This is a genomic window from Rhodococcus sp. NJ-530 (assembly GCF_003860625.1).
Taxonomy (GTDB): domain Bacteria; phylum Actinomycetota; class Actinomycetes; order Mycobacteriales; family Mycobacteriaceae; genus Rhodococcus_F; species Rhodococcus_F qingshengii.
In genome coordinates, this window is the sequence record NZ_CP034152.1 from 3,410,001 (window position 1) to 3,430,508 (window position 20,508).

General features: G+C 62.7%; 16 protein-coding genes, 1 rRNA gene and 3 pseudogenes (1 of these 20 cut by a window edge). 3 read left to right on the forward strand and 17 right to left on the reverse strand.

Features of this window, described 5'->3' with window-relative positions; genetic code table 11:
* From EHW12_RS15940 to EHW12_RS15950, 3 genes and pseudogenes are all read right to left on the reverse strand, one after another.
* Positions 1-85, reverse strand: a 16S ribosomal RNA gene (locus tag EHW12_RS15940) (it extends 1,433 nt beyond the left edge of the window).
* A 572-nt stretch (positions 86-657) separates the two neighbouring features.
* Positions 658-1,946: pseudogene (gene tyrS / locus EHW12_RS15945) on the reverse strand (tyrosine--tRNA ligase).
* 7 nt (positions 1,947-1,953) lie between these two features.
* Positions 1,954-2,562: a DNA-3-methyladenine glycosylase gene (locus EHW12_RS15950; protein WP_003944023.1), complete on the reverse strand. Its 609-nt coding sequence runs from the start codon at positions 2,560-2,562 to the stop codon at positions 1,954-1,956.
* An 86-nt stretch (positions 2,563-2,648) separates the two neighbouring features.
* On the opposite strand from EHW12_RS15950, the gene EHW12_RS15955 reads away from it, so the two are divergent.
* Genes EHW12_RS15955 through EHW12_RS15965 form a run of 3 tightly spaced genes read left to right on the forward strand, consistent with a single transcriptional unit; the run spans position 2,649 to position 4,749 of the window.
* A complete protein-coding gene (locus tag EHW12_RS15955) occupies positions 2,649-3,383 on the forward strand; it encodes an ABC transporter ATP-binding protein (protein ID WP_021334043.1) in 735 nt (244 codons plus the stop codon).
* Complete coding sequence (locus EHW12_RS15960) at positions 3,380-4,135, forward strand: ABC transporter permease (protein WP_003944033.1); 756 nt, start codon at positions 3,380-3,382, stop codon at positions 4,133-4,135. Before EHW12_RS15955 ends, EHW12_RS15960 begins: the two co-directional genes overlap by 4 nt.
* Positions 4,132-4,749: a TetR family transcriptional regulator gene (locus EHW12_RS15965; protein ID WP_007736202.1), complete on the forward strand. Its 618-nt coding sequence runs from the start codon at positions 4,132-4,134 to the stop codon at positions 4,747-4,749. The genes EHW12_RS15960 and EHW12_RS15965 overlap by 4 nt, the downstream gene beginning before the upstream one ends.
* On the opposite strand, the gene EHW12_RS15970 is transcribed toward EHW12_RS15965, so the two are convergent.
* The 14 genes and pseudogenes from EHW12_RS15970 to EHW12_RS16035 form a co-directional block, all read right to left on the reverse strand.
* Positions 4,746-4,952, reverse strand: coding sequence for a Trm112 family protein (locus tag EHW12_RS15970; protein WP_003944045.1), 207 nt, complete (start codon positions 4,950-4,952; stop codon positions 4,746-4,748). The genes EHW12_RS15965 and EHW12_RS15970 overlap by 4 nt on opposite strands.
* A 39-nt stretch (positions 4,953-4,991) precedes the next feature.
* A complete protein-coding gene (locus EHW12_RS15975) occupies positions 4,992-7,973 on the reverse strand; it encodes an acyl-CoA synthetase (RefSeq protein ID WP_125051137.1) in 2,982 nt (993 codons plus the stop codon).
* A 170-nt stretch (positions 7,974-8,143) separates the two neighbouring features.
* Positions 8,144-9,586 carry an argininosuccinate lyase gene (gene argH / locus EHW12_RS15980; protein ID WP_003944092.1) on the reverse strand — a complete coding sequence of 481 codons (1,443 nt, stop codon included), beginning with the start codon at positions 9,584-9,586 and terminating at the stop codon, positions 8,144-8,146.
* A 3-nt stretch (positions 9,587-9,589) separates the two neighbouring features.
* The gene (locus EHW12_RS15985; protein WP_003944066.1) at positions 9,590-10,789 is read right to left on the reverse strand and encodes an argininosuccinate synthase; all 1,200 of its coding nucleotides are present in this window, start codon (positions 10,787-10,789) and stop codon (positions 9,590-9,592) included.
* A gap of 47 nt (positions 10,790-10,836) precedes the next feature.
* Entirely contained in the window at positions 10,837-11,316 is a 480-nt protein-coding gene (locus EHW12_RS15990; protein WP_020907875.1) for an arginine repressor, read from the reverse strand.
* Entirely contained in the window at positions 11,313-12,263 is a 951-nt protein-coding gene (argF, locus tag EHW12_RS15995; protein ID WP_064075615.1) for an ornithine carbamoyltransferase, read from the reverse strand. Before argF ends, EHW12_RS15990 begins: the two co-directional genes overlap by 4 nt.
* A pseudogene (locus tag EHW12_RS16000) lies at positions 12,260-13,458 on the reverse strand (acetylornithine transaminase). The gene argF and the pseudogene EHW12_RS16000 overlap by 4 nt, the downstream one beginning before the upstream one ends.
* Positions 13,455-14,378 (reverse strand): acetylglutamate kinase, encoded by a 924-nt coding sequence (gene argB, locus EHW12_RS16005; protein WP_125051139.1) that lies wholly within the window; start codon positions 14,376-14,378, stop codon positions 13,455-13,457. The pseudogene EHW12_RS16000 and the gene argB overlap by 4 nt, the downstream one beginning before the upstream one ends.
* Positions 14,375-15,562, reverse strand: coding sequence for a bifunctional glutamate N-acetyltransferase/amino-acid acetyltransferase ArgJ (argJ, locus tag EHW12_RS16010; RefSeq protein WP_125051141.1), 1,188 nt, complete (start codon positions 15,560-15,562; stop codon positions 14,375-14,377). Before argJ ends, argB begins: the two co-directional genes overlap by 4 nt.
* Before the next feature lie 82 nt (positions 15,563-15,644).
* Positions 15,645-16,714, reverse strand: a pseudogene (gene argC / locus EHW12_RS16015) (N-acetyl-gamma-glutamyl-phosphate reductase).
* Between the two features lie 157 nt (positions 16,715-16,871).
* A complete protein-coding gene (locus tag EHW12_RS36045) occupies positions 16,872-17,213 on the reverse strand; it encodes a hypothetical protein (RefSeq protein ID WP_346774211.1) in 342 nt (113 codons plus the stop codon).
* 117 nt (positions 17,214-17,330) lie between these two features.
* The gene (locus EHW12_RS16025) at positions 17,331-18,266 is read right to left on the reverse strand and encodes an SDR family oxidoreductase (protein ID WP_125051142.1); all 936 of its coding nucleotides are present in this window, start codon (positions 18,264-18,266) and stop codon (positions 17,331-17,333) included.
* Positions 18,263-19,174: a bile acid:sodium symporter family protein gene (locus EHW12_RS16030; RefSeq protein ID WP_064112537.1), complete on the reverse strand. Its 912-nt coding sequence runs from the start codon at positions 19,172-19,174 to the stop codon at positions 18,263-18,265. The genes EHW12_RS16025 and EHW12_RS16030 overlap by 4 nt, the downstream gene beginning before the upstream one ends.
* Positions 19,174-20,493, reverse strand: coding sequence for an NAD(P)/FAD-dependent oxidoreductase (locus EHW12_RS16035; protein ID WP_125051144.1), 1,320 nt, complete (start codon positions 20,491-20,493; stop codon positions 19,174-19,176). The genes EHW12_RS16030 and EHW12_RS16035 overlap by 1 nt, the downstream gene beginning before the upstream one ends.
* Positions 20,494-20,508 lie beyond the last annotated feature (15 nt).

Below are 20,508 nucleotides of genomic sequence, written 5' to 3' on the forward strand. Positions count from 1 at the left end.
ACCCCGAAAGGCCTTACCGCTCGACTTGCATGTGTTAAGCACGCCGCCAGCGTTCGTCCTGAGCCAGGATCAAACTCTCCGTTGAAGACTCTAGATATCACCAACCCGAAGGCCGGCTAATCAGTCATAGACAAAAAGAGTCAAATCACTAGCAAAAAAACTCAACTAGCAAAAAATGTGTCGGCAACCATTCAGACGGAAGAATGAACAATCACCGACGAAAAATACTCACACCACACACAAACCAACCAAACCCCAAGAGGCGGTTGATCATTCGCGGATGTGAAGTACCAAAAAAAATTTGGCACTGACATTCATCGACACACTGTTGAGTTCTCAAAGAACACGCACACACCATCACTTCAACCAGGTTGAAAGCTCCGGGGCAAGGGTTACAATCTTAGCTTGTTCGCTCCAGGGAAGCAAGTTCCCGCTGAGCGTGATTGTCTCCGACTTCGTCCAACCGCGTTTCCCCGGCCTGTCGGTCGGGGTTGGTGTCCGTGTCGCTCTGACTTGGACAAAGTTACGCGAATGAAAACTGAGCGTCAAACGTGCAGGTCGCAGATGTTCGACAGGTTAAATCCGCTGGTAGCCCGCCCGGAGGCGGGCCACCAGCGGCCACAGGAGCCCCGCTAGACAACTGTGACCCCACACACGTCAGTTCGGAAGGATTCTCACGCCGGCGAAGTTGCGCTTTCCGCGCCGGACGACCAACCAGCTGCCGTGAAGCAGATCGGATGCGGTGGGCTCCCAGTCGTCGGCCGACACCTTCTGGTTGTTCACCGAAGCACCGCCCTCTTTCACGGCGCGTCGAGCGGCCCCTTGCTCTCGCACAAGCCGCTCGTCACGAGCAGATCGATGATCGTGCGCGGCTCCCCCGGCGCCAATTCGCTGACCGATGCTTCTTTCAGCGCCGCGGCTAGCGTCGACTCGTCGAGTTCCGCCAGCTCCGCCTTGCCGAACAACGCCTGACTGGCGAGCTCGACAGCACGGGTGTTGTGTTCCCCGTGAACCAAGGTCGTCATCTCCGCGGCAAGTCGCTTCTGCGCTTCTCGCGCATGCGGCCGCTCCGCTGTTGCAGTCTCCAGCTCCGCGAGTTCGTCCGCAGTCAGGAAGGTGAACCAGCGCAGGTACTTGATCACGTCGGCGTCGCCAGTGTTCACGAAGTACTGGTACCAGGCGTACGGGCTGGTCATCTCGGGGTCGAGCCACAAACTTCCGCCACCGGTCGACTTTCCGAACTTTTTGCCATCGGCCGAGGTCACCAGCGGAACCGTCATTGCATGAACGCTCTCACCGTCGACACGACGGTTGAGTTCGACGCCGGCAATGATGTTGCCCCACTGATCGGACCCGCCGACCTGCAGAGTGCAGCCGAGGTCGCGTCGCAGGTGCAGGTAGTCGTTGGCCTGGAGCAGCATGTAGCTGAACTCGGTGTACGACATCCCGTCCGACTCGAGACGACGCTTCACGGTGTCACGCGCAAGCATGACGTTCACGGAGAAGTGTTTGCCGACATCACGCAGGAAGTCGATGGCCGACATCTTGCCGGTCCAGTTCATGTTGTTCTCGATGACCGCGCTCGTCGGCGAATCGTCGAAATCCACGAATCGTTCGAGCTGACCACGGATGCGACCTGCCCAGTCCGCGACGGTATCGGCGGAGTTCATCGTCCGTTCCCCGACGTCACGGGGGTCTCCGATCAGGCCCGTTGCACCGCCGGCAAGAACGATCGGGCGGTTGCCGGCGCGCTGAAACCGCTTGAGCGCGAGGAGCGGAACCAGGTGACCTGCGTGCAGGCTCGGTCCGGTCGGGTCGAAGCCCGCATACAACGTGACCGGTCCGGCCTCGAGATCTTTACGCAAAGCGTCGAGATCGGTTGATTGGGCGATCAGCCCGCGCCAGGTCAGTTCGTCGAGAATATTCTCAGTCACGGACTCGATCATCCCATCTTCACGAAATGACCGGCGCTCGCGGGCTTCGGCGATACGCGGACACCGCTCGCGAGTCCGGAATCCACAGGCGCCACGGAACCTCCGCCGCGGTACTGACCCCCACCCGCGGTCCACTGACCCATTCCTTCGACTCCCCCAATTCGAGCCGAATCCGCGAGGCAGGGTTGAACACGTCTGTTCCGTTGTCCGCCAACGTGATTGCGACAGAAGCACCGAGATTACCCGGCCCTCTGGCCCATTGGTGAGATGGTCGATCCGGCGATCTCCGAGCAGACACCACATCGTGACCGGCCTCGATTTCGGCCGCTCGGAGCAGAACACCACCCGCGACACCATCCGGGCCGTACGAGATGTTCATACAAAAATGCATTCCATAGCTGCGGTAGACGTAGAGACGCCCCGCCCGCCCGAACATCACGCTGTTCCGCGGCGTTCTCCCCCGATACGAATGTGCTGCCGGATCCGGCCATGGCCCGTCCTTCTCCCCTCCGTACGCCTCGACCTCGACGATCCTCAGCGAGATGTCGTCGACGGTCAGGGTCGAGCCGAGAATTGTCAGGCCCGCTTCCAACGGGTTCTCCACATTTTCCAAGGTCTCGATGCTCACCCTTCGATTGTGCCCACGCCGTTGACTCATCGGTCGGCCGAGTCGCATAATTCAACAAGTGATGAATTATTGAAACGAGGCGAACCGTGACCACAACGCCGGCAATAGATATCCGCGGACTACGAGTCATTCGCGGCAAGCACGAAGTTCTTCACTCGCTTGACCTGCAGGTATCAGCAGGATCGATCACCGGACTGCTCGGCCCGTCCGGCTGCGGCAAGACAACCCTGATGCGCGCGATTGTCGGAACACAGATCGTCGAAAGTGGTGAGGTCAGAGTGCTGGGCGATCTCGCCGGTTCCGTTGCTCTTCGCCACCGGGTCGGATATGTCACCCAATCCCCCAGCGTGTACGGCGACCTGACGGTCACTCGAAACGTCCAGTACTTCGGCGCTCTTTACGGCAAGTCCGGCGCCGACGTCGCAGCAGCGGTCGACGCCGTCGGATTGAGCCGATACGCCGACCAGACCGCCGCCGATCTGTCTGGTGGTCAACGCGGGCGAGTCTCGCTGGCTTGCGCGTTGGTGGCGTCACCTGATGTGTTGATCCTCGACGAACCGACCGTCGGCCTCGATCCGGTGCTTCGCGTCGAATTGTGGGAACGATTCGCTGACCTTGCTCGCAGCGGAACCACCCTGTTGGTCTCCAGCCACGTCATGGATGAGGCCGACCACTGCGCTGAGCTGATCCTGATGCGAGACGGGCACCTCCTCGCTCAACTCACACCCGATGAATTGCGCGCCAAAACCAGATGTGAACGGCTCGAGGACGCCTTTCTCGAGCTGATTCGGACTTCACCCGTCGGAGGCGAAATATCATGAGCATCAGGATCTTCGGTGCTACGACCGTACGCATTCTGCTTCAGCTCCGCCAAGATCACCGCACGGTGGCCATGATCTTGTTGGTCCCGTCGTTACTGATGATTCTGCTCTATTTCCTCTACCAAGACGTCCCGACGCCACCCGGCCAGGTTTCGCTCTTCCAACGAGTGGCGATCACGATGTTGGGAATCTTGCCGTTTGTCGTCATGTTCCTGGTCACGTCCATCGCCATGCAGCGCGAACGCAGTTCAGGAACCCTCGAACGCCTGCTCACCACACCGATGGGCAAACTCGACCTTCTCGCCGGATACGGGGCGGCATTTTCGCTCTCCGCCGCCGCCCAGGCAGCCCTCGCGTGCGCGGTTGCTTTCGGATTCCTCGGACTCACCATCGCCGGCAGTCTTGCCTGGGTCATCGTCATTGCAGTTCTCGGCGCAATACTGGGCGTTGCGCTAGGCCTGTTGGCCAGCGCATTCGCGAAGACCGAGTTCCAAGCGGTGCAATTCATGCCGGTAGTTGTGGTTCCACAGCTCTTCCTCTGCGGACTCCTGGTACCGCGCGACCAATTGCCGACCTGGCTCGAATGGATCAGCAACGTCCTCCCCTTGAGCTACGCCGTCGACGCACTTCAGCAAGTGTCGATGCATGCCGACGCGACGGGTCAGATGTGGCGTGATCTCGCCGTCATGGCGGGCTTCGCCGCCGCCGCACTCTCGCTGGCCGCGGCCACACTCGATCGCCGCACTCCATGACCGACAAGGACACGAGTCCTGCACCGATTCGTTCGGGGCGACGACCGGGCAAGTCGGAGACTCGCGCGCAGATCCTCGATTCGGCGCGACGGGCGTTCTCCCAGAACGGTTTTCGACGAACAACCGTTCGATCGATAGCTGCGGCCGCTGACGTCGATCCGGCTATGATTCATCACCATTTCGGGAGCAAGGAGCAGTTGTTCACCGCTGCGATCGCGCTACCGATCGATCCAGCAAAGGTACTGGGACCGGTTCACACCTCCCCGACCGAAAACCTCGGCGAAAGCCTTCTCCGGGCGGTGATCGGGCTATGGGATTCGGAACACCAGCCGGCGATTCTGGCGGCTTTTCGATCAGCCATTTCCGGCGACGGATCGCAGTTGATCCAGAGCTTTCTGCTCGATGTCGTATTGCGCGACATCATTCCGCGGGTGGACACACCACCTGGTACCGGCTTGATCAGAGCGGAATTGGTGGCCTCTCAGATGGCCGGACTGCTTGTCACGCGATATGTGCTCGGACTCGAACCACTCGCATCATTGAGCGTTGACGCGTTGGTACCGCTGGTGGCGCCGAACCTCCAGCGGTACCTGACCGGTGAATTACCGATCTAGCCTTCAGCCCGCGCGAGCAACTTCTCGTGTTCGTCGTCCGCTACATCGCGTGCCTCGTCGATCAACAGAACGGGAATGCCGTTCTCGATCGGGTAGGCACGCCGCAGGCGCGGGTTGTAGAGCAACTCGTCCCCGACCAGCAGCAGCGGGCCTTTGTCCTGGGGGCAGGCCAAAATGCTGAGCAACGTCGAATCAATAGCCACGTGAGTCCTCTCGAACCGATCAAACAGAATGTCCTCAGGCTACCGTGCTCCGGTGCTCACCCTCGTCGGCATCAACTGCGCGGCGATTGCCTTGGTCAGCCGCTTGTACGACTGCGACTCGGAATCGAGGAACCAGGTCCGTGGCCCCGGCGCCGGCAATCCGGCCGCAGCCAACGCAGTGGAGCTCGGACGGTACGACGAACCCACCGGGATCTCGTCAACCACGTGCACGATATCCGGACGAGCGTCGAAAGCGATGCGCGAGAGGGCCTCTGCAAGCTCGGCAGAACGGAACTGCCGTCCCGGACGCCATGTCACGGCAGCGACCGCCAGCTGATGCGGCGCGTCACCGACTCCGTATGCGACGGCAAGATCCACCCGCGCCACACTCGACAACGCGTCGACGATCGGCTGGGTGAACACGGGACCGCGGAGCGTGGAAATGACCGTGTTCTTGTGGTCGATCAGCCAGTAGTCGCCGTCGGCGTCCCGGCGGAAGAGATTTTCGGTGGGAATCCACGAATCGCCGGCTTGGAAGAGACCTCGCATGGCTCCGCCCGAAAGATCGGCGGTGAATCCCGCGCGCCCGAGCAGCAATCCGACCTCGTCTTCGGCGCACTCACGGACAAATCCGTTTCCGTTCTCGAGGAGCCGACCACTCAGCGGGTCGTATGCCGCCAACCGCACCTGCGCGCTACCCGGCAGCGGGCGCCCCTTGGAACCAACTTTGGAGCCTGCAACATTGGCAAGAATCACGTCGCCTTCGGTCGACGCATAGAACTCGAGTACCTGCGCGGGGTCGAACGCCTCCGTTGTCCGCTTCCACAGACCATGGGGCATGCCCGAACCGATGAACAGGCGGACCGGATGACTACCGTCGATGAGAAGAAGATCCTCGTCGAGTATCTCGCGCATCATCGACCACGTGTAACTCACGACCGTCACGCCGTAGCGGTGGATTTCCTCGACGAACCTCGCGGGGTTCAGTCCACGTGAGAGCGCAATGCGTGAGCCACCGGCCATGGCACCACCGATGGTCGCGAGCAGACTCGACGAATGATGGAGTGGCGCAAGGCAGTACACGGTGTCACCGCGATCGAGATCTGCCGCCGTGGCCGTGCCGAAGGCCGACAATGCCCACCGGTAGTTGGTGATCTGCTTGGCTTCGAGCACACCGCCGGATTCCGCAAAGATGATGAAGGCGAGTTCGCGGGCGACACCGGGATCCGGTCGGTACCACCCGGGCAGATTGACCTTCGTCGGATCGATTTGTTCGAGATCGATCACGTCGTGTGACGGATCCACCTCGAGGCCACGGGCATCGCCGCCGCCGAGCACCAGTACCGGCCGACCGGTAACCACTGCAGCATCGACGTTTTCCGGATCGGTGATGATCCGATCGACCGACCCCAGCTTGACCGCCGCCGTGATGTCGGAGCCTGGCGGAAGCATGACCGCGACGGCACCAAGTCGCGACAGGGCCGCGATGGCCGCGAGTGCGCTGGGGCGGGTCTCCATCAGGACACCGACATGCGCTGCCGGACGCACTCCCACGGAGATCAATCCACGCACGACATTGTCGATACGCGCGTTGACCGCTTCATAGGTGTGCACGCGATTGTCGAAGAGGAAGCACTCGCCGTTCGGCGCCTTTCGACGCTGCTCCGCCAGCAACTGGCTCAGCGAGATCTTGGTGTGCGGCTGAATCTGGTTGAGTCGAGCCAGACGTGGCAACGCTCGTGCCGCTTCTCCCGACAATTCGAAAGTGCCGCGCAACGCACCGGCGGCAAGGTCACTGATTCCCTTGGTGACTCCTGCACCTACTTCAGCGACCGAGGCGACGGTGTGGATGATCCGATTGCTGATCGACACACCGGTCTGGTCTTCGAGGTCGGCGCCGTAGACCATGTTCGCGATACGGTCCGGGAGGGGTCCACCCGTCTCGGTCCACTGTACGAATTCACCGGTGCTCGGCCAGGTGTGATTGGCCGCGGTGGAACCGACAACCAAACCGAAATGGCCTGCACGCAAGGTAGATTCGTAGACCTTCGCCCGCGGAGCGGCTTGACTGATGCCTCGAACCGCTTGCGGCTGGCCGATGTCGTCGACCTCGCCGACGAATGCCAGGATGGGGCAGGTGATCTCGGCGAGCGAGACCAATTGATCCTTGATGACGAACCCACCGGTCATCATTCGGTTATGCACGATGAACTGCTTGAGCAGTTCGGCTACCGCGGGCCCCGACCACGCGACCCAACCCTCGGTCGCGAGGAAGCGTCGTTGCTGCTCCCGCGGAAGCAACGCCTCCCGGTCGTGCAGTTGAAGCAGAAAGTCGACGCGCATCTTCAGCGTCTTCACGGGATCGAGCAACTGGAACCCGGTACGGGCCATCCACCCGGTGACCGCCAGGCGATTGAAGACGTGATCGGCGAGGAAATCTGCACCCTTGGTTGCCAATCCCGCCGGGATGCCGAAGGGTAGCGCGGCGAGTGTGTCGACCGGACTGCCGAAGGTGATGACGCTGGCGATGTTTCGACTACGCCGATAGGCGGCAGCCTGATAGGCGAACATGCCACCCTGCGAATAACCGGAGATGTGAACATCTTTTCCGGTGTGACGGTGGATGTGATCGACGATGTCGCTGAGAGCGATGATGTGATCGGCGAGGTTACGATCCCAACCGCCCTCTTCGGAGTCGGGCGAACCGAAATCGACGACCCAGGGATCAAGGCCCATCTCGTGCAGAATTCCCACAGCGCCCTGGTCACGGGTCACGTCGTACACGTTCGCCGACATCATCATCGGCGGGATCAGCAAGATCGGTGCGCCGACGGTTTCCGGGTCACTGTCCGGGAAGTAGCGCCGTAGCCGATACATCGCTGCGCGTTCGACGATCTCGAACGGCGACGTGGTCGCATCCGTTTCCAGCCCACCCAACCGGACGACCTCGAGGCCGTTTTGTGCTGTCGCAACCACCCGACGAATCGGGCCCAGCACAGACTTGGAATTCAATCCCACCATTTCACTCCCAAGTTACTCACCATGTGACGTCAGTCTCATTTTTCCCGCGCGCGACAAGCCTACTGACGACGAATACGCGTACGCGGTCAGGGAGCAAATTCTGCTACCTGACCGCGTACGATCGAAGGACTACTGCCGAAAAGAGAGCGACAACACTCGTGACCGCGAGGTCACAGGGTCCATTCCCGCAGTGACTGCGCCACTGCTTTGACTCCGTCCAGCTGCTCGGCAACCCGCACCCCCGCAGTGCCGCCTCGCGCGTTGCGCGAAGCAATGGAACCCTCGACTGTCAGCACCTCACGAACAGCGGGTGTCAGCGCGCTGTCGACGCCGGCCAGCTCCTCGTCGGTGAGATCTTCGAGTCCGACCCCTCGTGCTTCGGCGACACGCACGCACGCTCCGGCAGCCTCGTGGGCAACCCGGAACGGCACGCCCTGACGCACCATCCACTCCGCGATGTCGGTGGCCAACGTGAACCCTGCCGGAGCTAGTTCCGCCATGCGCTCGGTGTGGAACTCGAGCGTCTGCACCAGACCGGTGATGGCCGGGAGCAGCATCTCGAGCTGCGCAACCGAGTCGAAAACCGGTTCCTTGTCCTCTTGCAGATCGCGGTTGTACGCCAGCGGCTGAGCCTTGAGCGTCGCCAACAATCCGGTCAGGTTGCCAATCAAACGACCCGACTTACCGCGCGTGAGTTCCGAGACATCCGGATTCTTCTTCTGCGGCATGATCGACGATCCCGTCGACCACGCGTCGGCAAGCGTGATGTAGCCGAACTCCGGTGTGCTCCAGATGATGATCTCTTCCGCCATACGGGAGAGATCGACACCGATCATTGCGAGCACGAACGCTGCCTCGGCTGCGAAATCACGCGAAGCCGTTGCGTCGATCGAGTTCTCGGCCGAGCTGTCGAACTTCAGTTCCGCCGCAATCGCTTCGGGATCGAGTCCGAGTGAGGAACCGGCCAGTGCACCGGAACCGTACGGGGACACCGCAGCTCGCACGTCGAAGTCGCGAAGGCGCTGCACGTCCCGCAACAGTGGATGTGCGTGAGCGAGCAGGTGATGCGCCAACAGGACCGGCTGAGCCGCCTGCAGGTGCGTCTTGCCCGGCATCACGGCATCCGGATGCGCCCCGGCCTGAGTCGCCAATGCGTCGACCACGTCGAGAACTCCGGTGGAGATGCGGCGGACTGCATCGCGAAGCCACATGCGGAACAGCGTGGCCACCTGGTCGTTTCGCGAACGTCCAGCACGCAGGCGCCCACCGACCTCAGGCCCGACACGCTCGATCAGACCACGCTCGAGTGCGCCGTGTACGTCCTCGTCCGACTCGCTGGGCCCGAAGGCGCCACTGGCAACATCTGCCGCCAGGCGGTCGAGGCCGTCGAGCATTGTCACGAGGTCGGCTTCGCTGAGCAGGCCTGCCTTGTTCAGCACACGCGCATGCGCCTGCGACGCCCGCACGTCGTACGGAGCGAGGACCCAGTCGAAGTGAGTCGACTTGCTCAGCGCCGCCATGGCAGCGGCCGGTCCGGACTCGAACCGCCCGCCCCACAGCGCACCTTCGTTGGTGCCGTGTTTTTGAGCGTCTCCGTCACCGTGAGCCGTCATGGCTCAGAGTCCCAGATCGCGCTTCGCGGCGACCTTCGACGACAGACCGTGGATCTCGACGAAGCCCTTCGATGCGGACTGGTCGAAGCTGTCGCCCTCGTCGTACGTCGCGAGGTTGAAGTCGTAGAGCGACTCCGGGCTGCGACGACCGTTGACGGTGATGGCTCCACCGTGCAGGAAGAGACGGATGTCGCCGGTAACGCGTTCCTGCGTCTTGTCGACGAACGTGTCCAGTGCGTCCTTGAGGGGCGAGAACCAGAGGCCGTCGTAGACCAGCTCGGACCAACGCTGCTCCATCTGACGCTTGTAGCGACCGAGTTCGCGTTCGAGGGTGACGTGCTCGAGTTCCTGGTGTGCGGTGATGAGAACCATGGCGCCGGGAGCTTCGTAGATCTCACGGCTCTTGATGCCCACGAGACGGTCCTCGACGACGTCGAGACGGCCGACGCCCTGAGCGCCTGCGCGCTTGTTCAGTTCCTGAATGGCTTCGAGAACCGACACCGGGCGGCCGTCGATGGCGACCGGGCGGCCCTTGTCGAAGCTGATGATGAGCTCGTCGGGTGCGTTCCAGTTGACCGTCGGGTCCTGGGTGTAGTCGTAGACGTCCTTCGTCGGCGCGTTCCACAGATCCTCGAGGAATCCGGTCTCGACGGCGCGGCCCCAGACGTTCTGGTCGATCGAGAACGGCGACTTCTTGGAGACGTTGATCGGGATGTTGTTCTCTTCGGCGAAGGCGATGGCCTTCTCGCGGGTCCAGGCGTAGTCGCGGACCGGTGCGATGACCTGCAGGTCGGGTGCGAGGGCGCCGAATCCGACCTCGAAGCGAACCTGGTCGTTGCCCTTACCGGTGCAACCGTGCGAGACGATGGTGCCGCCGTGCGAGCGTGCAGCTTCGACGATGTGCTTGACGATCAGCGGACGGCTGATGGCCGAGACGAGCGGGTAGCGGTCCATGTACAGGGCGTTGGCCGCGATGGTCGGCAGGCAGTATTCGTCCGCGAACTCGTCGCGGGCGTCGACGACAACGGATTCGACTGCGCCGCAGTCGATCGCGCGCTGACGCACGACCTCCATGTCCTCGCCACCCTGCCCCAGATCGATGGCGACGGCGACAACTTCAGCGCCCGTCTCCTTACCGATCCAACTGATGGCAACAGAAGTGTCCAGCCCGCCCGAGTAGGCGAGTACGACGCGATCGGCCATGGTTTTTGTGCTCCTTCGGTTGAAAATCTCTATCAAAGAATAAGGGGTCAGGCGAGCGATTCGATCATGGCCGCGAGTTCCGCTCCGGAAAGCGGTTCCCGGGCCACTACGAAGATGGTGTCATCTCCGGCGATCGTGCCCACGATGTCCGGCATCGAGGACCGATCCAGTGCGCTCGCGAGGTAGTGCGCGGCCCCCGGCGGTGTCCGGAGGATCGCCATGTTGCCGCTGAAATCGGTGGAGACCAACAACTCACCCAACAGCCGTGAGAGACGGTCGGTACCGCCGGACACACCGCGTACCGGGTTCCCGTCCTCCGGCACCACGTAAACACCGGCGCCGCCGTCGGCGGCGCGCAGTTTCACCGCTCCCAACTCTTCGAGGTCACGCGAGAGAGTGGCCTGCGTCGCTTCGATGCCCTCGGCACCGAGCAACGCCGCCAACTCCGTCTGACTTCGGACGGGGTGCGCCGCCAGCAGCGCGATGATGCGCGACTGGCGACCGGCCCGAGTGGGAGCGACGCTCACGCCTGGTCCAGTTGGGTTCGCTGTTCCAGCAGCCACACGAGCAACGCCTTCTGGGCGTGCAGACGGTTCTCCGCCTCGTCCCAGACGACGCTCTGGGGTCCGTCGAGAACCTCGTCGGTGACCTCTTCGCCGCGATGGGCCGGCAGGCAGTGCAGGACGACAGCCTTCGGATCTGCTTTTGCGAGCAGTTCCTTGTTGATCTGAAACGGACGGAAAGGTCCGACTCGATCGAGCCCGTCGTTCTCCTGACCCATCGAGGTCCAGGTGTCGGTGACCAACGCGTCGGCGCCGACGACGCCGGCCTGTGGGTCCTGCGTCAGGGTGATGGTCGCGCCGGTTTCCTCGGCGCGTTTGCGTGCTGCTGCCACGACCCAGTCCGCCGGTTCGAAGCCGGCGGGGCTTGCGATGGTGACGTCTATGCCTGCGGTCACTCCGCCGAGCATCAGCGAGTGAGCCATGTTGTTGGCGCCGTCGCCCAGGTAGGTCAGCTTCAGCCCCTTGAGCTCACCCTTCTGTTCGATCAGCGTTTGCAGATCGGCCAGAACCTGACAGGGATGAAATTCGTCGGACAATGCATTGACGATGGGAATCGTTGCACCCGTTGCCATTTGCTCCAAGCGCTTCTGGCCGAACGTGCGCCACACGACGGCGTCGACATAACGGGAGAGAACGCGTCCGGTGTCCGCCAACGTCTCTTCACGACCGAGTTGAGTGCTGCGCCCGTCGACGACGACAGCGTGACCGCCCATCTGTGCGATGCCCATCTCGAACGAGAAACGTGTACGCGTCGAGTTCTTCTCGAAGATGACACCGACTCCGCGGGGACCCTCGAGCGGACGCCGAGCGAACGGGTCCTTCTTGAGAATCGCTGCGAGTTCGAGAACTTCGGCCTGCTGCGCAGGAGTCAGATCGTCGTCCCTGAGAAAGTGTTTCACCACGGTAGTCACTTCTCCCCCGGCTGGTCAGCCGATAGTGCACTGTCGAAGATGGCAGGTAGTGCTGCCACGAAGGTTTCGGCCTGCTCGTCCGTGAGGATGAGCGGCGGCGCCAACCGGATCACTCCGGGTTGCGCTGCATTCACAAGGTACCCGGCTTCGCGCGCTGCGTTTTCCACTGCCGGCGCGACGTCCTCGGTCAGCACGACACCCAGCAACAGTCCTGATCCCCGTACGTAGTCGACCAACGGATGGCCCAGATCTTCGATGCCCGCCGAGATCGATTTGCCCAAGCTGTCGGCGCGTGAGATCAGGTCTTCCGCTGCAATGGTTTTCAGCACGGCAAGCGCCGCCGCAGCGCACACCGGATTGCCACCGAACGTCGTACCGTGCTTGCCCGGTCCGAACAACTCTGCCGTTGCCCCGGTCGCGATGCAGGCGCCGATCGGCATTCCGCCGCCGAGTCCCTTCGCAAGAGTGATGACGTCTGGCACGATGCCGACTGCCTGATGTGCGTAGAACCAGCCGGTCCGGCCGATGCCGGTCTGCACTTCGTCGAGTACGAGCAGCGCACCACGTTCGGCGGTGATCCGCCGAGCCTCGACGAGGTATCCCTCGGGTGGCACCACGACGCCGCCCTCACCCATGATCGGTTCGAGGAACACAGCGGCGGTGTCGGAATCGACGGCCTGCTCGAGTGCCTCGACGTCGCCGTACGGCACGAACTCGACACCGGCGGGCATCGGTTCGAACGGCGCCCGCTTGGCCGGCTGACCCGTCAGAGCGAGTGCCCCATCGTGCGACCGTGGAAGGAGCCTTCGGCTGCGATGATCTTCTTCCGGCCGGTGGCGCGAGCGAGCTTGAAGGCAGCCTCGTTCGCCTCGGTACCGGAGTTGCAGAAGAACGCGCGCCCGGTGACGTTGCCGAGATGAGCGAGCAGCTGCTCCGCCAACTCGACGACCGGCTCGCTGGCGTACAGGTTGGACACGTGGCCGAGTGTCGACAGCTGAGTAGTCACGGCTTCGACGACGGCCGGATGTCCGTGTCCGAGGATGTTGACGGCGATTCCGGCCAGGAAGTCGACGTACTGCTTGCCGTCGGCGTCGGTGAGTACGGCGCCGTCACCGCGGACGAGAGCAACCCGGGGTACGCCGTAATTGTTCATCAGCGAAGCGGACCACCGCTGCTGCAGATCGATCGTGCTCATGAGATAGCTCCCTGCTGGGGACCGGCGACCGAGGAACCCGGCACGACCATCGTGCCGATTCCTTCACCGGTGAAAAGTTCGAGTAGGACTGAATGTTCGAGCCGACCGTCGATCACGTGCGCCGACGGCACACCTCCGCGCACCGCGCGAAGGCAGGCCTCCATCTTGGGCACCATGCCGGCATCGAGACTCGGCAACAACTGAGCAAGGGCGTCGGTGTCGATCTCGGTGGCCAGCGAGGATCGGTCCGGCCAATCGGTGTACAGGCCCTCGACGTCGGTGAGGACAACGAGCTTCTCGGCACCGATCGCCTCGGCCAGTGCGGCAGCAGCGGTATCGGCGTTGATGTTGTGGACGACACCGTCGGCGTCGGGTGCGATGGTCGAGACCACCGGAATACGTCCTGCTGCAATGAGATCGAGTACCGCGTCCGGGTTCACGGTAGTGACGTCTCCGACCAGGCCGATGTCGGTCTGCTCTCCCTCGACCGCAACAGTGCGTCGAGTAGCGGTGAACAGGTGCGCATCCTCACCGGAGATACCGACCGCGTAGGGACCGTGCGCGTTGATCAGCCCGACGAGTTCACGGCCCACCTGACCGAAGAGCACCATCCGGACGACGTCCATCACCTCGGGCGTCGTGACCCGGAAACCACCGCGGAACTCACCCTTCATGCCAAGGCGTGCCAGCATCGCGTTGATCTGCGGGCCGCCGCCGTGCACGACGACGGGGTGGATGCCGACAGTCCGCAGGAACGCCATGTCGGCGGCAAATGCCGTTTTGAGCGTCTCGTCGATCATGGCGTTTCCGCCGTACTTGACCACGACCACCTTGTCTCGGAATCGCTGCAGCCACGGCAGCGCGTCGGCGAGGACATGCGCCTTCTGATGCTCGCTGATCACGGGATACGTCTCGGTCATGACGAATACGCCGAGTTCTCTTCGACGTAAGCATGCGAGAGGTCCGTGGTGCGAATGCTCACGGACTCGTTGCCGATTCCCAGATCGATGTCGAGTTCGATGTCGATCCCACTCAGGTCCACCTCACGCGCCCCCGGAGCACCGACGCCGTCGATGCAGACGGGACTCCCGTTGAAGGACACACTGATTCGATCGGGATCGAGCTCGATGGGAGCGATACCCACTGCGGCGAGAACGCGACCCCAATTGGGATCGGAACCGAAAAGCGCTGTCTTGACCAGGCTGTCGCGGGCGATGGTCCGGGCGCCGATCAACGCATCGGACTCGGACGCCGCGCCGCGAACCGTCACCTTGACCCGCTTGGTGACACCCTCGGCGTCTGCCATCAACTGATCCGCGAGATCATCACACACGGCCAGCACTGCGGCGTTCAGTTCGTCCTGCGTCGGCGTGACACCGCTGGCGCCGGAGGCCAACAGGAGCACTGTGTCGTTGGTGGACGTGGCGCCGTCGACGTCGAGGCGATCGAAGCTCAGGTGGGTGGCGGCGCGCAGAGCGGTATCGAGCTGATCCGCCGTTGCGACAGCGTCGGTCGTGACGACGCACAGCATGGTGGCCAGCGCAGGCGCGAGCATGCCTGCGCCCTTGGCCATTCCGCCGACGTTCCATTTGTTCGCGTGGTGCAGCGACGCCTGCTTCGGCACGGTATCGGTGGTCATGATCGCGTATGCCGCGTCGGTGCCGCCGGAGATTCCGCCGGCCAGTTCGTGCACCACCTCGGTGACACCGGGGATCAGCTTGTCCATGGGCAAGCGGTCACCGATAAGTCCGGTCGAACAGACAGCGACCTCGATCGCGCCCGTCTCGGTGCCCCAATTACTCAGTGCCGAAGCAACTTCCTCGGCAGTCTTGTGTGCATCCTGGAATCCACCCGCGCCCGTGCAGGCGTTCGCGCCGCCCGAGTTGAGCACCACCGCGCGCAGCTTGCCCGTCGTCAGGACCTGCTGAGACCAGAGCACCGGAGCTGCCTTGACCTTGTTCAGGGTGAAGACGCCGGCAGCGGCCAGATCGGGTCCCTCGTTGAGCACCAATGCGAGGTCCGACTTGCCACTCTTCTTGATACCGGCAGCAATTCCGGCACCGCGGAATCCGGCAGGTGCGGTGACGCCCTGCGTGCGGAGCAGACGTCCCCGGCGACGTGAACCACGTCTGCAACGGTCGCGTCAGGCTCGATTGCGTTGTCGATCTGCTGCGGATTGTCGGTGCTCACGGAGCTACTCCCACGGTAGAGAGACCTGCGGTCTCGGGTAGGCCAAGGGCGAGATTCATCGATTGCACCGCGCCACCGGCGGTGCCCTTGGTGAGATTGTCGATTGCCGAGATGACAACGAGCTGACCGGCGTCGGCGTCCACGGTGACCCCGATCTGCACGGCGTTGGATCCGATCACAGCGCCGGTCTGCGGGAAGATGCCGGCAGGCAGCACATGAATGAACGGCTCGTCGTTGTATGCCTTTTCGTAGATTTCGCGTGCCTGCTCTTCGGTGGCCGTGGTGGCTGCCGTGCAGGTCGCGAGGATGCCGCGCGGCATGGGCGCGAGCACCGGAGTGAAGGAGACACTGATGTCCTTGCCGCCTGCGGCCGAGAGATTCTGAATGATCTCAGGGGTGTGGCGATGGACGCCGCCGACGCCGTACGCACGGACGGAGCCCATGACCTCGGAACCCAGCAGATCAGCCTTCGGTGCCCGGCCGGCGCCCGAAGTGCCACTGACCGCAACCACGTTCACGTGTGAGTCCACGATCCCCGCGGCAACGGCGGGGCCAGCGCGAGGCTCGCTGCCGTCGGGTAGCAGCCCGGAACGGCGATGCGGGTTGCGCCTACCAATTTCTCACGGGCACCGGGCAATTCAGGAAGACCGTAGGGCCAGGTGCCGGCATGAGCGCTCTTGTAGTACTTCTCCCAGGCTGCGGGATCCTGCAGCCGGAAGTCCGCGCCGCAGTCAATGATGACCGTCGACTCGGGCAGCAACTTGGCGTACTGAGCCGAATTTCCGTGTGGGAGACCGAGGAAGACGACGTCGTGACCCGAGAGGATCTCGACAGTGGTCTCTTCGAGTACCCGCGAAGAGAGTGGAAGCAAGTGCGGATGATGCTCACCGAGCGTCGAACCGGCGTTGCCACCGGCGGTCAGCGAACCGATCACCAGACTGCCGTCGGCATAGGAGGGGTGCCCGAGGAGCAGACGCAGAACCTCACCACCGGCGTACCCACTGGCGCCGGCAACGGCGACTCTGATCGGCTTGCGTGCGTTCTCGGTCGTACCACCTTCAGTCATGTCACACAGTATGCATCATTGTGCATCGGAATGCATAATTACTTACCCATGGATCGCCGGATCTCCTCGAGCTTGGCCTTTGCGGCCTTCTGGCGCTCGTCCCACCGCTCGTCCACGGACTTTCCGGCAGGACTCTCGTGCGCCAGTTCGGACGAACCTATTGAAGTACCGAAGCGCCCTCTATCTTCTCCCGAACGCGGTCGAAAGTGGGCACTCCGCCTTCGGTGTAGTCGGGTTCGGGAATTCTCGGATCGGTCGCAAGTACCACCGGGACGTCGATGATCTCGTCGACCTCCACAACGGTGTCGGGCAGTTCGACTTCTTCGGCGTCGGTGATCTCGTTCTCGTCCTCGACGCGGTTCGGCTCGAGGCTCGCGGCAGCGGTGTCCACCACGGAAAGAAGGACCGACAAACTCGGACGGCGCTCGACCACTGCGCGGACGACCGCGAGGAAGTCCTTGTCGTCGAGTGCACTGGCGGCCTCGACTACCTGGTGCACGGAACCATCGTGCTCGGACCCATCATGTTCGGACCCATCATTTCGTGACACTGTCAGTCCCTTCTCGAAAACGCCGACGGACAATTCCGATCCTTCCACGACCGTCCGTCGAAGGGGTCAGCGTGACGCGAGATACGCGGCAAACGCTTCCTCGCTCGAATATTCGGGGACGTATCCGAACTGTTCCTTGAGCCGCCGATTGTCGAGAACCGGTCGGTACTGGAGAAATCCGACGCGCTCCGGACCGTGTTCCGTTACGCCCAATCGCCGTCCGACGCGTAGAACGCCTCGCAACAACCATGCAGGAAGCGTCACCGTGCTCTTGCCCATCCGGGAAGCCAACTCGTCGACGGTCAGCACGCCGTCGCCCGCGACATTGAAGATGCCCACTTGGTTTCCGGTCACGGCCTCCGCAAAAGCGCCCGCGACATCGGTGTGCCAGACGAAGACGAAGGGGCTGTCGCTCCCGGCAACCTTGAGCAGCTTGCGGCGATCGAACAACGCGGTGATCTGATTGTCGACGCTCTCACCCAAGATCGTGCCGATCCGGAAGACAACCTGTTCCAACTCCGGGTGTTCGACGCGATATTCGGCGAGCATCTCTTCGACCAAGCGTTTGTGGCGACTGTATGTGAATTCGTCGTTGCCTCGGACAGGTACGTCCTCGGTGATCCACGGTGGGTTGTCGGAGTGGTAGCCGTACGCCGCTCCGGACGAAGACACGACGATCCGTCCAACCCCGTGTTCGACGCAGGCCGCGAGCACGTTTCGTGTCCCGTCGACGTCGACGCGATACTCCTGCTCTGCTGTCGTGTTCTTGCCGGGATTCACGATGGACGCAAGGTGGATCACGACGTTCGGTCGGTACTGACCGAACACCCGCCCCAACTCTGTGGGGTCGCAGACGTCCGCCCTGACGCGGCGGATGCGATCGTCCGGCGTGTCCTTGACCGTGAGGTCGACACAGACGACGGCGATGCCCTGCGCGATCAGTGCGTCGATGACAGCGGTACCCAGGAACCCGTTCCCGCCCGTGACGAGTGCGACGGTCATGCCGGTACCGCCTTTCGGGCGCGTCGCTTGGACCAGATCGTCGCCAGAGCCAACCCGGCGATGATGTCCCAGATTCCCCACCAGCCGGCCACGATGGCCATGCCACCGAGCCCGTCGAAGAACGTGAACACCAGGCCAAGCCCCAGTCCGGCATTACGGATGCCGACCTCGAAAGAGACGGCGCGACGGCTGTATTCGTTCAACCCGGTGACGGCGCCGCAGAAGTATCCCAGTGCGAGGGCAACCGTGTCGTGCAGGAAGACCGCGAGCAGTACCACCCCGATGTAGTCGACGAAGTACGACGCGTTCCCCGACACCCCCGCGACGATGAAGATCAACAACGCCACCAACGAACCGTTTTTCACCCAAGGCTGCGCTTTCGCGGCGATCTCCGGAAACCTTCGTGCCGCCCAGATGCCGAGAACGAACGGCACACCGATGATCAGGGCGATTTGCGCGACCATCTCGAGCGCATTCAGGTTCACGGACTGCAACAGAGCGTCGGTCTCCGGGCGTCGGCTCCCCCAGAACGCAAGATTGAGCGGCATAAGGAAGATCGCGAGGACGTTCGACACCGCCGTCATGGACACCGAGAGTGCGACGTCGCCGCCCGCCCGGTGAGTCAGGACGTTCGAGATGTTCCCTGGCGGGCAGCACGCCACCAGGATCATGCCGAGTGCTACCGACGGAGCCGGCGAGAGAATCAGCGTCAGGAGAAAAGTCACTGCCGGCAACAGCAGGAACTGCGCAGCAATACCCACCGCCATCGCCTTGGGTTTGGTGAGCGCACGACGAAAGTCGTCGACCGAGGTGTCGAGGGCGATCCCCAGCATGATCGTGGCCAGCACCACGTTGAGGATCATCAACGATCCCGGGTTGAAGTTGAGCACCACGTCGTCGATCGGCATCACTGTCCTCCCTTCGTCAGAGCGGCATCAAGCAGTCCGATGTGCCGCTTGATCGCCGAGCGGTAGGCGTCCTTGTTCACGTAGTAGGCCATTCGTCCCAACTTCAGGTACTTGTATCCCCCGGACAGATCTGGAGGAGGACCGGCCGCCGCCGCCGAGAATTCCCGCGCCGCGGCGGGGGCTTCGGTACGTGCGGTGATCAATTTGGCCACCAACTCGGCCTGCTCGAAACGGCCCTGCCACCCGAGACCGGATGCTTCGACCATGCCGAGAACAAAGAGATTGTCGTGGCGGCGACTCGCGACGTTGAGGAACAGGTCCGGGGCAGCGCCCGACCAGTCCAAGTCCTCGCGCGCGATGAAGGGATAGTCGAGGTGATACCCCGTGGCGCAGAGAACGAGGTCGTAGTCGGCAGACGATCCGTCGACAAACCGCACCGTCTTCCCCTCGAACCGGTCGACGTCGGCGCGCACGTGCACATCACCGTGCCCGATGTGGTGCAGGATCAACGAGTTCACGACCGGATGCGATTCGTAGATCTTGTAGTCCGGTGCCGGAAATCCGAACCGCACCGGATCACCCGTGAACTGCTTGAGTACCAAGGCGTCGACGCGTTGTTTGATCCACGGCGGCAACGGCTTTCCCTGATTCAAGGTGTCCGAGGGTCGGCCGAACAGATACTTGGGGACGAAGTAGTAGCCTCGCCGAACGCTCAGGTCGACGCACTCGGCCTGGTGGACGGCATCGACGGCGATGTCGCATCCACTGTTGCCCGCCCCGATGACCAGTACCTTCTTCCCGCGGAAGATCTCGGCGCTGCGGTACTGGCTCGTGTGCATCAACGTGCCGGTGAAGTCGCCCCGGAAAGTCGGCATGTTCGGCTTCGACAGCGTTCCGTTCGCGATGATCACGCCTCGATACCGCGCGACTGTTGTCTCACCGCTGCGACTGCGCGTGGTGACCTGCCACAGCGAATCGACCGGCGAGACGTCGACGACGGTAGTGCCGAAGGCAAAGTGCCTGCGAAGATCGTGAGTATCGGCGTAGTCGCGGAAATAATCGGCAAGTTCCACGTGGCTCGGGTAGTCGGCCACCGAATCCGCCATCGGGAACTCGGCGAATGCGGTGGTGCCCTTCGAAGAGATGAGGTGCGCCGACTCGTAGACGGTGCTGTGCGGGTTGTCGATATCCCAGAGCCCACCGACGTCGTCGTGGCTCTCGAAGCCGTCGAACGCTATCCCGGCCCGATCGAGGTTTCGCGCGCCGGCCAATCCAGACGGGCCCGCTCCGATCAGCGCGTACTTCTCCTCTGTGATCATCCGTCGAGCGTCGCA